Source organism: Mycolicibacterium elephantis DSM 44368 (genome assembly GCF_004014805.1).
Taxonomy (GTDB): domain Bacteria; phylum Actinomycetota; class Actinomycetes; order Mycobacteriales; family Mycobacteriaceae; genus Mycobacterium; species Mycobacterium elephantis.
The window spans coordinates 69,524-82,180 of record NZ_ATDN01000018.1 but is presented as its reverse complement, the minus strand read 5'-3'; the positions used below and the strand labels follow the sequence as shown (position 1 = coordinate 82,180).

The window sequence follows — 12,657 nt, the reverse complement described above, 5'->3', positions numbered from 1 at the left end:
CGCTCACTCCGGCTTCGTGCTACGCCCGAGCAGCAGGGCGACCGCCTCGTCGACGGACAATCCCTTGTGGCAAACCCGCACGACGGCGTCGGTGAGCGGCATCTCCACGTCGTAGCTCTGGGCCAGCGAAAGCACCGCCCGACACGAGGCGACACCTTCGGCGACCTGACCGCCGGCGGCCTGCATCGCGGATTCCATCGTGCCGCCGCGGCCGAGATGGTAGCCGAAGGAACGGTTGCGCGAGTGCGGTGAGATACACGTGGCGACCAGGTCTCCGATCCCGGCCAGCCCCGCCAGCGTGGCCGGCTTGGCGCCCAACGCTATTCCGAGGCGCATGATTTCGGCGAGGCCGCGGGTGATGATGGCCGCCGCGGTGTTCTCCCCCAGCCCCACCCCGGCGGCCATTCCCGCTGCCAGCGCGATGACGTTCTTGCAGGCACCGCCGACCTCGGCGCCGATGACGTCGGCGTTGGTGTAGGGCCGGAAGTAGCCGGTGGACATGGCGCGCTGCAACGTGACCGCGCGCCCGGAGTCGCTGCAGGCCACCACGGTGGCGGCCGGTTGCTCCTCGGCGATCTCGCTGGCCAGGTTCGGACCGGTGACCACCGCGACGCGGGCCGGGTCGGCTCCGGTGACTTGCACGATCACCTGGCTCATGCGCATCAACGTGTCCAATTCGATGCCCTTGGCCAGGCTCACCAGCGTCACGTCGTCGCCGATCGCGTTCTTCCACTGCTCGAGGTTGGTGCGCAGGGTCTGCGCCGGAACCGCCAGCAGCACGGTGCATGCCCCGAAAAGGGCATCGGCGGGGTCGCTGGTCGCGCGAATCGACGGAGGCAACGCGACGTCACCGAGATATGCGGTGTTGCGGTGGGTGTTGTTGATCTCGTCGGCCAGCTCTGGACGACGGGTCCACAACCTCACGTCGGTGCCGGCGTCGGCCAGCACCTTGGCCAGCGCCGTCCCCCATGCACCGGCACCCATCACCGCTGCCTTGACCACGCCTTCACCCTAGCGCGGCGGGATCGGCTGGCAGGATGACGCTCATGAGCGGGTCACTCGAGGGCGACATCGGACTGGTGATCGCTGTCAAGCGACTCGGCGCCGCCAAGACCCGGCTGGCCCCGGTGTTCTCCGCGAGCACCCGGGAGAACGTGGTGCTGGCGATGTTGATCGACACGATCACCGCCGCATCGGCCGTGCCCGCGGTGCGCACGGTCACCGTCGTCACCCCCGATGAGGGCGCCGCGGACGCCGCCCGCCAACTCGGCGCGCGCGTGCTGACCGATCCGACCCCTGAAGGGCACCGCGACCCGTTGAACAACGCGATATCGGTGGCAGAGGCCGCGGTGCGCGACGAGACACCCAATATCGTTGTGCTGCAAGGTGATCTGCCTTCGTTGCAGCCGCGAGAGTTGGCGGATGCGATCAACGCCGGGCGTAGGTACCGGCGCAGTTTCGTCGGCGACCGGCATGGCACCGGCACCGCGGCGCTGCTCGCGTTCGGGGTGGCGTTGCTACCTCGGTTCGGACCTGATTCGGCTCAGCACCATCGCAACTCCGGTGCGATCGAGCTGACCGGGGCGTGGCCCGGCCTGCGTTGCGACATCGACACCCCCGACGATCTGCTGGCCGCGCGTCGTCTCGGGGTCGGCGCGGCGACCGCGGCCGCCATCGGTTCACCGCGCTGACGCCGCAGCGCCCGTTGACGGTGGCATGATCACCGGTCGATAAGGGATCATCGAGGAATGACGGAAGCCGAAACCCAGCTACGCACCGAGAACGCGCCGGCGACGTCCAGCGCCACTCGGGCGGCGCCGACGGATGGGTCATCGGCGCGACGTGACAGGCTGTCCACGGCGGATTCGGCGCCCAAAGCACCGCCGGCGGCGACGGCGCCGACGGTGGAGGATGCGCTCCCCGAGGATCGCTATCTCAACCGTGAACTGAGTTGGCTGGATTTCAACGCGCGCGTGCTGGCGCTCGCCGCCGACACCTCGCTGCCCTTGCTGGAGCGGGCCAAGTTTCTCGCGATCTTCGCCTCGAACCTCGACGAGTTCTACATGGTGCGTGTCGCGGGCCTCAAACGCCGCCACGAGATGGGGCTGTCTGTGCGTTCGGCCGACGGCCTGTCCCCGAGGGAGCAACTGCGCCGGATCAGCGAACGCACCCAACAGATCGCGGCCCACCATGCGCGCGTCTTCCTCGACTCGGTGCGGCCCGCGCTGGCCGACGAAGGCATCATCATCGTGACGTGGTCCGAACTCGACGAGGACGAACGCACGCGCCTGTCCACCTACTTTCACGAACAGGTGTTCCCCGTGCTGACCCCGTTGGCGGTCGATCCGGCCCACCCGTTCCCGTTCGTGAGCGGGCTGAGCCTGAATTTGGCGATCACCGTCAAGCACCCTGAGAACGGCGGCCAGCATTTCGCCCGAATCAAGGTGCCCGACAACGTGGACCGGTTCGTCGAGCTCAGCGCTCGCGAAGGCAATTCTTCGGTCACCCGGTTCCTTCCGATGGAGGAGCTGATCGCGGCGTTTCTTCCGGTGCTCTTCCCCGGCATGGAGGTCGTTGAGCACCACGCGTTCCGCATCACCCGCAACGCCGACTTCGAGGTCGAGGAGGACCGCGACGAGGACCTGCTGCAGGCGCTCGAACGGGAACTGGCGCGGCGGCGCTTCGGTTCCCCGGTGCGCCTGGAAGTTTCCGACGACATGACCGAGGGCATGCTCGAGCTGCTGCTGCGTGAACTCGAGGTGGACACCGGCGACGTCATCGAAGTGCCGGGCCTGCTGGATCTCTCCGCGCTGTGGCAGATCTACAACCTGGACCGCCCCGCCCTCAAGGACCGCCCGTTCGTGCCCGCGACTCCGCCGGCGTTCGGCGAACGTGAGACGCCCAAGAGCATCTTCGCGGCGCTGCGCGACGGCGATGTGCTCGTGCATCACCCCTACGATTCGTTCTCCACGACGGTGCAACGGTTTATCGAGCAGGCCGCCGCGGACCCCAACGTCTTGGCGATCAAGCAGACGTTGTACCGCACCTCGGGCGACTCGCCGATCGTCAACTCGCTCATCGATGCCGCCGAGGCCGGTAAGCAGGTGGTGGCGCTGGTCGAGATCAAGGCGCGCTTCGACGAACAGGCCAACATCAAGTGGGCCCGCACGCTGGAACAGGCGGGGGTGCACGTGGTGTACGGGCTCGTCGGGCTCAAAACCCATTGCAAGACCGCACTCGTGGTGCGCCGGGAGGGTTCGACGATCCGGCGCTACTGCCACATCGGCACCGGCAACTACAACAGCAAGACGGCGCGGTTGTACGAGGACATCGGCCTTCTGACCGCCGCACCCGACATCGGCGCGGACCTGACCGACCTGTTCAACTCGCTGACCGGCTACTCCCGCAAGGAGTCGTACCGCAACCTGCTGGTCGCCCCGTACGGAGTGCGCAAGGGCATCATCGAACGCATCGAACGCGAAATCGCCGCCACCCTGGACGGGGCCGAAGGCCGGATCCGGCTGAAGGCCAACGCATTGGTCGACGAGCAGGTCATCGATGCGCTCTATCGAGCGTCGCAGTCCGGTGTGCGCGTGGAGGTCGTGGTGCGTGGTATCTGCGCGCTACGGCCGCAAGCGCCGGGATACTCCGAGAACATCGTGGTGCGCTCGATCCTCGGCCGCTTCCTCGAGCACTCGCGGATTATTCACTTCAACGCCATCGACGAGTTCTGGATCGGCAGCGCCGACATGATGCATCGTAATCTCGACCGGCGGGTGGAAGTGATGGCACAGGTGACGGATCCGCGTCTGAAGGCGCAGCTGGACGAGATATTCGAGTCCGCCATGGACCCCGCCACCCGCTGCTGGGAGTTGGGGATGGACGGTAAATGGACGGCCTCGCCGCAGGACGGCGAGACCGTGCGCGACCATCAGGTGTCGTTGATGGAGCGTCGCCGGCACCCGTGAGGCGATGATGCGGCGTTTGGCGCCGGCCGGATTGAACTGCAGGAGTTGACGTGCCGAAGGAGACCTCTGACGTCGTCCGGGACGAGAAGACGGTGTATGCCGCGGGCGCTGTGCTGTGGCGTCCCGACGGGGACCCGGCCGCGCCGGAGGTCGCGATCGTTCACCGTCCCCGCTACGACGACTGGTCGTTACCCAAGGGCAAGGTCGACCCCGGCGAGACCGAACCGGTGACCGCGGTGCGTGAGGTCGCCGAGGAGACCGGGTACACCGCGCATCTGGGCCGACGCCTCGCCGCGGTGAGCTATCCCGTCGAGGAGGGCATCAAGAAGGTGCGCTACTGGGCGGCGCGCAGGGTCGGCGGCGACTTCAGCCCCAACGCCGAAGTCGACGAACTGAAATGGTTACCCGTTACCGAGGCGATGAAACAACTGGAGTACCCGCACGACCGAAAAGTGCTGCGCCGCTTCATGAAGCTTCCCGTCGACACCAAGACCGTGCTGATCGTCCGGCACGGCACCGCGGGGAGCAAGTCGCGCTATAAGGGTGACGACCGAGAACGCCCGCTGGACAAGCGGGGCCGCGCCCAGGCCGAATCGCTCGTCGGCGTGCTGTTGGCTTTCGGCGCCGATACCCTCTATGCCGCTGACCGGGTGCGCTGCGAACAGACATTGGAGCCGCTGGCCGAGGAGCTGGAGACGACCATCCACGGCGAACCGTCGTTGACCGAGGAAGCGTATTCAGAGGACCGGAAGGCCGCTCGGCGCCGGGTCCTCGAAATCGCCGGCGGCGACGGCGTCCCGGTGATCTGCACGCAGGGCAAGGTGATTCCGGACTTGATCCAATGGTGGTGCGAACGCGACGGCGTGCGCCCGGACAAGTCGCGCAACCGCAAGGGCAGCACCTGGGTCATGTCGATTGCCGACGGCAAGTTGATCGCCGCGGATCACATCGAAAGCCCGCTTGCCAACAAGAAGTAGCGGTTCCCCCCGACGCCGAAGTTAGTCGAGCTACTCAGGTCACGCAGATACGCCGTGGGTCGCGTTGACCCACGGCGTATCCGGTTGTGAACTTACCTGCGGCCGCGCTTGGCTGCGGCTTTCTTCGCCGGAGCCTTCTTCGCGGTCTTCTTGGCAGCAGTCCGCTTGGTCGCGGCCTTCTTCGCCGGCGACTTCTTCGCGGTCTTCTTCGCCGGCGACTTCTTCGCGGTCTTCTTGGCAGCAGTCCGCTTGGTCGCGGCCTTCTTCGCCGGTGCCTTCTTCGCGGTCTTCTTCGCAGCAGTCCGCTTGGTGGCGGCCTTCTTCGCCGGCGACTTCTTGGCGGCCTTCTTGGCCGTCTTCTTCGCGGCCTTGCGGGCCGTGGTCGCCGTCACGCCGCGCTTCACCGCAGGTCCTTCTGCCGGGAGACGCTGCGCTCCAGAGACAACCGCTTTGAACTGCGCGCCCGGCCGGAACGCCGGCACCGAAGTGGGCTTGACGCGTACGGTCTCGCCCGTGCGCGGGTTGCGTGCGACACGAGCGGCGCGACGGCGCTGTTCGAAAACGCCGAAGCCGGTGATGGTGACGCTGTCCCCGCGGTGAACCGCACGCACGATGGTGTCGACGACATTTTCCACCGCAGCGGTTGCCTGCCGACGATCGGTGCCCAGTTTCTCCGTGAGAACGTCGATGAGCTCCGCTTTATTCATGCAAACCTCCGAAACCAGTGGCCCTCCTTGGACCGACTAGAGGACACGGTAAACCCATTACCCACTGATTTCCAAGAGCCACGCGCAATTTCAAGCGAAACTGGCGAACTTTCTTGCCGCCCTTGAACTCCTGCTGGGCGGCCGAAGAACGGGTTCGGAGACGGCGATTTCGGCTCGCCCGGGCCGGCTGTCACGCCGGCAGGGTGCGCGGTTTCCAGGCCGGCCGACGCGCTTCATACGATTCGATATCGTCGCATTTCCGCAGCGTAAGGCCTATATCGTCGAGTCCCTCGAGCAGTCGCCAGGCGGTGTAATCGTCAATCGTGAACGGCACCATAACCGTTCCAGCGACGATATTCCGATCTTGAAGATTCACAGTGATTTCCAGCCCTGGCTGCTGCTCGATCAGCTTCCACAACAGCTCAACATCATCCTGAGAAATTTCTGCCGCAAGGAGCCCCGCCTTACCCGCATTGCCCCGAAATATGTCTGCGAAGCGAGACGAGATAACGACCCGGAAGCCGTAGTCCATGAGCGCCCAGACCGCATGCTCGCGAGATGAACCGGTGCCGAAATCGGGGCCGGCGACCAAAACCGATCCCTTGTCGAACGGCGGCAGGTTCAGCACGAAAGACGGATCGTTGCGCCAGGCCGCGAACAACCCGTCCTCGAAACCCGTTCGGGTGACCCGCTTCAGATAGGCCGCGGGGATGATCTGGTCGGTGTCCACATTGGACCGGCGCAGCGGCACCCCGATGCCGGTGTGAGTGCGAAAGGCTTCCATGTCAGCTCCTCTGCCGAGTCGTGGCGTCGGGCAGGTCGGCGGGAGAGGACAAGGTGCCGCGCACGGCGGTGGCGGCGGCGACCGCCGGTGACACCAGGTGAGTCCGGCCCCCTTTACCTTGCCTGCCTTCGAAGTTGCGGTTCGACGTCGATGCGCACCGTTGGCCCGGTGACAACTGGTCGGGATTCATCCCCAGGCACATCGAGCAACCCGCCTGCCGCCACTCCGCTCCGGCGGCGGTGAAGATCTCGCCGAGCCCCTCGGATTCGGCTTGCGCGCGCACCCGCATCGAACCCGGCACGATGAGCATCCGTACCCCGTCGGCGACCTTGCGGCCCTTGAGCACATCGGCCACCACCCGCAGGTCTTCGATCCGGCCGTTGGTGCACGACCCGACGAACACGGTGTCGACGGCGATGTCCCGCATCGCGATCCCGGGTCGAAGGTCCATATAAGCCAATGCCTTTTCGGCCGCCTGACGCTCCCCGTCGTCGAGCATCAGCTCGGGATCGGGCACGTAACCCGACAACGGCACGCCCTGCCCAGGGTTGGTGCCCCAGGTGACGAACGGGCTCAGGCTCGAGGCGTCGATGTAGACCTCGGTGTCGAATTCGGCGCCGTCGTCGGTGCGCAGTTGGCGCCACGCCTCGACCGCCTCATCCCACTGTGCGCCCTTGGGGGCGTGCGGACGACCCCCCAGGAATTCGAACGTCGTCTCGTCGGGTGCCACCATGCCCGCCCGCGCACCGGCCTCGATGCTCATGTTGCAGATCGTCATTCGGCCCTCCATCGACAGCGATTCGATGGCGCTGCCCCGGTATTCGATGACGTGGCCCTGCCCTCCGCCGGTTCCGATCTTCGCGATCACCGCCAGGATGATGTCCTTCGCGCTGACCCCGGGCGGCAGTTCACCGTCGACGTTGACCGCCATCGTCTTGAACGGGCGCAGCGGCAGGGTCTGCGTCGCGAGCACATGTTCGACTTCGGAGGTGCCGATGCCCATCGCCAACGCGCCGAACGCACCGTGCGTCGAGGTGTGACTGTCGCCGCACACGACCGTCATCCCGGGCTGGGTCAATCCCAGCTGCGGCCCGATGATGTGCACGATGCCCTGTTCGGCGTCGCCCATCGGATGCAACCGGATGCCGAACTCCGCGCAGTTGCGGCGCAGCGTTTCGACCTGAGTGCGGGAGATCGGATCGGCGATCGGCTTGTCGATGTCGATCGTCGGCACGTTGTGGTCCTCGGTCGCGATCGTCAGATCGGGCCGGCGCACGGTGCGCCCGCTGAGTCGCAGCCCGTCGAACGCCTGCGGGCTGGTCACTTCGTGCACCAGGTGGAGGTCGATGTAGATCAGGTCCGGTTCGCGTGCCGCTCCCTCGCCCGCACCCTCGGCGACGACGTGGTCGGCCCACACTTTCTCCGCCAGAGTGCGCGGCTTGGTCGTGGTAGGCATCTTGACTATCTCACAATCTGGGACGCTAGTATCTTCCTATGAGACAGGATAGCGGCATCGGGGTGCTCGACAAAGCCGTGGGCGTCCTGCACGCGGTGGCCGAGTCGCCTTGTGGTCTGGCCGAACTGTGCGAGCGCACAGGACTTCCCCGGGCCACCGCGCACCGGTTGGCCGCGGGCCTCGAGACTCATCGCCTGCTCGCCCGCAACGGCGACGGTCGCTGGCGGCTGGGTCCCGCGCTGACCGAACTGGCCGGCCAGGTCCACGATCCCTTGCTGACGGCGGGCGCGGCGGTGCTGCCGCGGCTGCGCGAGATCACCGGCGAGAGCGTGCAGCTTTATCGCCGCGAGGGCACCACTCGGATCTGCGTGGCCGCCCTGGAACCGCCTGCCGGGCTTCGCGATACGGTGCCGGTCGGCACGCGCCTGCCGATGACGGCCGGTTCGGGGGCCAAGGTGCTGCTGGCCTATGCGGACGCGGCGACACAGCAGGCCGTACTGCCCACCGCCAAGTTCACCGACCGCACGCTCGCCGAGGTACGCAAACGCGGCTGGGCGCAGAGCGCCGCCGAACGCGAACCGGGGGTGGCGAGCGTCTCAGCGCCGGTGCGCGACGGGCGCGGCACGGTGATCGCGGCGGTGTCGGTGTCGGGGCCGATCGACCGGATGGGCCGACGGCCGGGCGCACGGTGGGCCGCCGACCTGCTTGCCGCGGCGGAAGCGCTCACCCGGCGGCTGTGAATCGAGCCGGGCCACCCAGGCGCGAGCAGACGCAAAAACCCCCATTTCCACACGAATTTGGGGGTGTTTGCGTCTGCTCGCCGGCTGGTTTGTACCCCCGATGGGATTCGAACCCACGCTACCGCCGTGAGAGGGCGGCGTCCTAGGCCGCTAGACGACGGGGGCCAGAACAGCATCCGGATGGCCAGCATAGCTCAGCGGCCGATGTCGGCCTAATCACGCTGGCTTGCTGGGGTACCAGGACTCGAACCTAGAATGGCTGAACCAGAATCAGCTGTGTTGCCAATTACACCATACCCCACTGGCAGCCTATAACCGCTGGTCACAGGCTATTATTCCGGCCGTCCACGGAGTGCGCCGGGATGAGGCGCCTCTTGTGTCGACCGACGTGCAGACTACCAAAGATTCGCAAGCGCCTTCTCAGGCCTCTGCCGCCGCCGCGTGTTCGCGCCCGGCGCGCAGTCGGCGCAGCGTGCGATCACGACCCAGCAGGTCCAGCGACTCGAACAGCGGCGGGCTGACCGTGGCGCCGGTGGCGGCGACGCGGATCGGCCCGAACGCTTTGCGAGGTTTGAGCCCCAGCTTCTCCAACAGCGAATCCTTCAGCGCTGCTTCGATCGCCGCGGTGTTCCATTCGGCGAGCCCGTCCAGCGCGGCCAGCGCCGCGTCCAGCACCGGGACGGCCGCCGGCTTCAGCTCCTTGGCCGCGGCCTTCTCATCGAGCCTGAACTCGTCGTCGTTGAGGAACTTCAGCAGGTCCCACGCATCGCCGAGGACCACGATGCGGGTCTGCACCAGATCCGCTGCCTCGGCGAACCGCTTCTCGTCGAGGCCGGTGTCGTACCCGTGCTCGGCGAAGTAGGCCGACAGCCGCGCGGTGAACTCCTCGGCGCTGAGCATCCGGATGTGTTCGGCGTTGATCGCGTCGGCCTTCTTCTGGTCGAAGCGGGCGGGGTTGGCGTTGACGTCGACGACGTCGAAGGCGGCCACCATCTCGTCGAGCGTGAAAAGGTCGCGGTCGTCGGCGATCCCCCAGCCCAGCAACGCCAGATAGTTCAGCAGCCCCTCCGGGATGAACCCGCGTTCACGGTGCACGAACAGGTTGGACTGCGGATCGCGCTTGGACAGCTTCTTGTTGCCCTCCCCCAGAACGGTTGGCAGGTGCGCGAACTCGGGGATCCGTTCGGCCACCCCGATCCGGATCAACGCGCGGTAGAGAGCGATCTGGCGCGGCGTGGACGGCAGCAGGTCGTCCCCGCGCAGCACATGGGTGATCTTCATCAGCGCGTCGTCGACGGGATTGACCAACGTGTACAGCGGATCTCCGCTGGCCCGGGTCAACGCGAAGTCGGGCACGCTACCTGCGGCGAAGGTGGTCTCCCCGCGCACCATGTCGTGCCAAGTGATGTCCTCGTCGGGCATTCGCAGCCGCAGCACCGGCCTGCGGCCCTCGGCGAGAAACGCCGCCCGCTGCGCCTCGGTGAGGTCACGGTCGAAGTTGTCGTAGCCCAGCTTGGGGTTTCGCCCGGCCGCCACATGGCGTGCCTCGACTTCCTCGGCGGTGGAGAAGGCCTCGTACACCTCCCCCGCCTCCAGCAGGCGGCTCAGCACGTCGCGGTAGATGTCGCCACGCTCGGACTGCCGGTAGGGGCCGTAGGGCCCACCGATGTCGGGGCCCTCGTCGTAGTTCAACCCCAGCCAGTTCAGGGCATCCAGCAGCGCCAGATAGCTTTCCTCGCTGTCGCGTTGGGCGTCGGTGTCCTCCAGCCGGAACACGAAGGTGCCACCGGTGTGTCGGGCGTACGCCCAGTTGAACAGCGCGGTGCGGATCAGCCCGACGTGCGGGGTGCCGGTCGGCGACGGGCAGAACCGTACTCGTACGGTCATGACTTTCCTTTGCGGACAACAGGATTGGTCAGGGTTCCGAGACCTTCGATGGTGATGCTGACGATGTCGCCGTCCTCGATGGGGCCGACGCCCTCGGGCGTGCCGGTCAACAGCAGGTCACCGGGCAGCAGCGTCATCACGTGCGAGATGAATTCCACGATCTCCCCGACGTCGTGAATCATCAGCGACGTGCGGCTGTCTTGTTTGGTCTGGCCGTTGACCTCGGTGCGGATGGCCAGGTCGGAGGGGTCGAGGTCGGTGACGATCCACGGCCCGACCGGGCAGAAGGTGTCGTGCCCCTTGGCGCGGGTCCACTGACCGTCTTTCTTCTGCTGGTCCCTGGCCGACACGTCGTTGGCGATCGTGTAGCCGAGGATGTTGTCGGCGGCGCGCGCCGCGGGCACGTCCTTGCAGGGCCGCCCGATCACCACCGCCAGCTCGCCCTCGAAGTGCACCGGGTTGGCGTCGGCGGGCAGCTGAATCGGCACGTTGGGCCCGATGATCGCGGTGTTGGGTTTCATGAAGATCACCGGATCGTCGAACGTGCCGCTGTCGCCCCCCATCTCCTCGACGTGCGCGGCGTAGTTCTTGCCCACGCACACCACCTTGGTGGCCAGGATCGGTGCGAGCAGGCGCACGTCGGCCAGCGGCCACTGTCTCCCGGTGAAGTTCGGCGTGCCGAACGGGTGTTCGGCGATCTCGCGGGCGACAGCCTGGGTCGGGTCGTCGGTCGGGCCCTCAATGGTGACGAAGGCCACTCCGTCGGGGCTCGCGATACGGCCAAGGCGCATGGCTGCCAGCCTAACGGCCGCGGTCATCGCGGGATGCGGCCGCTCCCGCGGCGCCGAAAGTCCACATTGTGAAATACGAATTCAGCGATGTGAGAGGTCGTGCAACCATGGCCCGGTGACCGACGAATCGACCAGCACCGCGCTGCGCTGGTCGATGTTGGCGATCGCACTGGCGGCGACTACGAGCGCCAACGTGTTCATCAACGGTGTGGCGTTTCTGATTCCGACGCTGCAGTCCGAGCGTGGCCTCGACCTCGCATCGGCGGGGTTGTTGTCCTCGATGGCCGGCTTCGGTCTGGTCGTCACGCTGATCGCGTGGGGGTACGTCGTCGACCGGATCGGCGAACGTTTTGTGCTCGCAGTGGGTTCGGCGTTGATCGCGGCCGCGACGGTGGGTGCCGCCGCGGTGGAGTCGCTGTGGGCGGTCGGGGCATTCCTGTTTCTGGGCGGTATGGCCGCGGCAAGCAGCAACTCGGCCAGCGGGCGACTGGTGGTCGGGTGGTTTCCGCCCAACCAGCGCGGACTGGTGATGGGGATCCGGCAGGCCGCGACGCCGCTGGGAGTCGCGTTGGGCGCGTTGGTGATTCCACGCATCGCGGAGAACTACGGGGTATCCGCGGCGCTGTTGTTTCCCGCTGCGGTGTGCGGGGTTTCGGCGGTGGTGTGCGCGGTGGCTGTCGTCGACCCGCCCCGGCCTGCGCGCGCGGAGGCGGCTCACGAGGTGCTGGTCAACCCCTACCGCGAGTCGGGCCTGCTGTGGCGCATCCACGCGGTGTCCGTGCTGCTGGTCGTGCCGCAGGCGGTGCTGTGGACGTTCACGTTGGTGTGGCTGATGACCGAGCGCGGATGGTCGGCGCAGTCGGCAGGCGCGATGGTCACGGTGGCGCAGGTGCTCGGTGCCGGCGGTCGTGTCGCGGCGGGCCGGTGGTCGGATCTGCTGGGCTCGCGGCTGCGCCCGATCCGTGCGATCGCGCTGGCGGCCGCCGTCACGATGGGACTGTTCGCGTTGACGGACTGGCTCGATTCACCGACGAGCGTGGCGTTGATGGTGGTTGCGGCGGTGATCACCGTGTCCGACAACGGGTTGGCGTTCACCGCGATCGCCGAGATCGCCGGCCCGTTCTGGAGCGGACGCGCGTTGGGCACCCAGAACACCAGCCAGCATCTGGCCAGCGCTGTCGCGGCCCCGCTGTTCGGCGGGTTGATCGGAATGGTCGGCTATTCCGCGGCGTTCGCGGTCTGCGCACTGTTTCCGTTGGTCGCGGTACCGGTCGTGCCGGCGGAGAAGCAGCGCGTTGACTGATCGCCCATTTCTGCGGCAGGGTCGCGCTTTCGACGTCGCAACGA

11 protein-coding genes and 2 tRNA genes are annotated in these 12,657 nt (G+C 67.0%); 5 read left to right on the top strand and 8 right to left on the bottom strand.

Annotation, left to right across the window (positions count from 1 at the left end; translation table 11 throughout):
• Window positions 1-3 precede the first annotated feature (3 nt).
• Entirely contained in the window at window positions 4-1,002 is a 999-nt protein-coding gene (locus MELE44368_RS14110) for an NAD(P)H-dependent glycerol-3-phosphate dehydrogenase (RefSeq protein WP_082933052.1), read from the bottom strand.
• 44 nt (window positions 1,003-1,046) lie between these two features.
• Here MELE44368_RS14110 and cofC point away from each other — a divergent pair, with 44 nt between their 5' ends.
• The 3 genes from cofC to mutT1 are packed head-to-tail and all read left to right on the top strand — an operon-like array spanning window position 1,047 to window position 4,945.
• Window positions 1,047-1,691 carry a 2-phospho-L-lactate guanylyltransferase gene (cofC, locus tag MELE44368_RS14105; RefSeq protein WP_128109058.1) on the top strand — a complete coding sequence of 215 codons (645 nt, stop codon included), beginning with the start codon at window positions 1,047-1,049 and terminating at the stop codon, window positions 1,689-1,691.
• 57 nt (window positions 1,692-1,748) lie between these two features.
• Window positions 1,749-3,968 carry an RNA degradosome polyphosphate kinase gene (locus MELE44368_RS14100; RefSeq protein ID WP_128109057.1) on the top strand — a complete coding sequence of 740 codons (2,220 nt, stop codon included), beginning with the start codon at window positions 1,749-1,751 and terminating at the stop codon, window positions 3,966-3,968.
• 50 nt (window positions 3,969-4,018) lie between these two features.
• A complete protein-coding gene (gene mutT1, locus MELE44368_RS14095) occupies window positions 4,019-4,945 on the top strand; it encodes an 8-oxo-(d)GTP phosphatase MutT1 (protein ID WP_128109056.1) in 927 nt (308 codons plus the stop codon).
• 92 nt (window positions 4,946-5,037) lie between these two features.
• Here mutT1 and MELE44368_RS14090 read toward each other — a convergent pair whose 3' ends face one another.
• The 3 genes from MELE44368_RS14090 to leuC all read right to left on the bottom strand — a co-directional run bounded on the left by MELE44368_RS14090 (window position 5,038) and on the right by leuC (window position 7,892).
• On the bottom strand, window positions 5,038-5,652 hold the full coding sequence (locus MELE44368_RS14090) for an HU family DNA-binding protein (protein WP_046751332.1): 615 nt from the start codon (window positions 5,650-5,652) through the stop codon (window positions 5,038-5,040).
• Window positions 5,653-5,842: 190 nt separating this feature from the next.
• The gene (leuD, locus tag MELE44368_RS14085; protein ID WP_128109055.1) at window positions 5,843-6,436 is read right to left on the bottom strand and encodes a 3-isopropylmalate dehydratase small subunit; all 594 of its coding nucleotides are present in this window, start codon (window positions 6,434-6,436) and stop codon (window positions 5,843-5,845) included.
• A gap of 1 nt (window position 6,437) precedes the next feature.
• Window positions 6,438-7,892 carry a 3-isopropylmalate dehydratase large subunit gene (leuC, locus tag MELE44368_RS14080; RefSeq protein WP_128109054.1) on the bottom strand — a complete coding sequence of 485 codons (1,455 nt, stop codon included), beginning with the start codon at window positions 7,890-7,892 and terminating at the stop codon, window positions 6,438-6,440.
• A gap of 38 nt (window positions 7,893-7,930) precedes the next feature.
• On the opposite strand from leuC, the gene MELE44368_RS14075 reads away from it, so the two are divergent.
• Window positions 7,931-8,632, top strand: coding sequence for an IclR family transcriptional regulator (locus tag MELE44368_RS14075; RefSeq protein ID WP_128109053.1), 702 nt, complete (start codon window positions 7,931-7,933; stop codon window positions 8,630-8,632).
• A gap of 92 nt (window positions 8,633-8,724) precedes the next feature.
• Here MELE44368_RS14075 and MELE44368_RS14070 read toward each other — a convergent pair.
• The 4 genes from MELE44368_RS14070 to MELE44368_RS14055 all read right to left on the bottom strand — a co-directional run bounded on the left by MELE44368_RS14070 (window position 8,725) and on the right by MELE44368_RS14055 (window position 11,310).
• Window positions 8,725-8,797: transfer RNA gene (locus MELE44368_RS14070), tRNA-Glu, on the bottom strand.
• Window positions 8,798-8,861: 64 nt separating this feature from the next.
• Window positions 8,862-8,933 (bottom strand) — tRNA-Gln (locus MELE44368_RS14065).
• A gap of 119 nt (window positions 8,934-9,052) precedes the next feature.
• Window positions 9,053-10,519, bottom strand: coding sequence for a glutamate--tRNA ligase (gene gltX / locus MELE44368_RS14060; RefSeq protein WP_128109052.1), 1,467 nt, complete (start codon window positions 10,517-10,519; stop codon window positions 9,053-9,055).
• Window positions 10,516-11,310 (bottom strand): fumarylacetoacetate hydrolase family protein, encoded by a 795-nt coding sequence (locus MELE44368_RS14055; RefSeq protein WP_128109051.1) that lies wholly within the window; start codon window positions 11,308-11,310, stop codon window positions 10,516-10,518. Before MELE44368_RS14055 ends, gltX begins: the two co-directional genes overlap by 4 nt.
• Before the next feature lie 154 nt (window positions 11,311-11,464).
• Between MELE44368_RS14055 and MELE44368_RS14050 the strand changes: the two genes are divergently transcribed.
• The gene (locus MELE44368_RS14050) at window positions 11,465-12,613 is read left to right on the top strand and encodes an MFS transporter (RefSeq protein WP_164890108.1); all 1,149 of its coding nucleotides are present in this window, start codon (window positions 11,465-11,467) and stop codon (window positions 12,611-12,613) included.
• Window positions 12,614-12,657 lie beyond the last annotated feature (44 nt).

What these genes read in the sequence shown, in the direction of transcription:
- MELE44368_RS14055 (WP_128109051.1), bottom strand. Translation starts at nt 11,310, where the DNA reads ATGCGCCTTGGCCGTATCGCGAGCCCCGACGGAGTGGCCTTCGTCACC.
- leuC (WP_128109054.1), bottom strand. Translation starts at nt 7,892, where the DNA reads ATGCCTACCACGACCAAGCCGCGCACTCTGGCGGAGAAAGTGTGGGCC.
- MELE44368_RS14100 (WP_128109057.1), top strand. Translation starts at nt 1,749, where the DNA reads ATGACGGAAGCCGAAACCCAGCTACGCACCGAGAACGCGCCGGCGACG.
- MELE44368_RS14075 (WP_128109053.1), top strand. Translation starts at nt 7,931, where the DNA reads ATGAGACAGGATAGCGGCATCGGGGTGCTCGACAAAGCCGTGGGCGTC.
- leuD (WP_128109055.1), bottom strand. Translation starts at nt 6,436, where the DNA reads ATGGAAGCCTTTCGCACTCACACCGGCATCGGGGTGCCGCTGCGCCGG.
- cofC (WP_128109058.1), top strand. Translation starts at nt 1,047, where the DNA reads ATGAGCGGGTCACTCGAGGGCGACATCGGACTGGTGATCGCTGTCAAG.
- MELE44368_RS14050 (WP_164890108.1), top strand. Translation starts at nt 11,465, where the DNA reads ATGTTGGCGATCGCACTGGCGGCGACTACGAGCGCCAACGTGTTCATC.
- MELE44368_RS14090 (WP_046751332.1), bottom strand. Translation starts at nt 5,652, where the DNA reads ATGAATAAAGCGGAGCTCATCGACGTTCTCACGGAGAAACTGGGCACC.
- gltX (WP_128109052.1), bottom strand. Translation starts at nt 10,519, where the DNA reads ATGACCGTACGAGTACGGTTCTGCCCGTCGCCGACCGGCACCCCGCAC.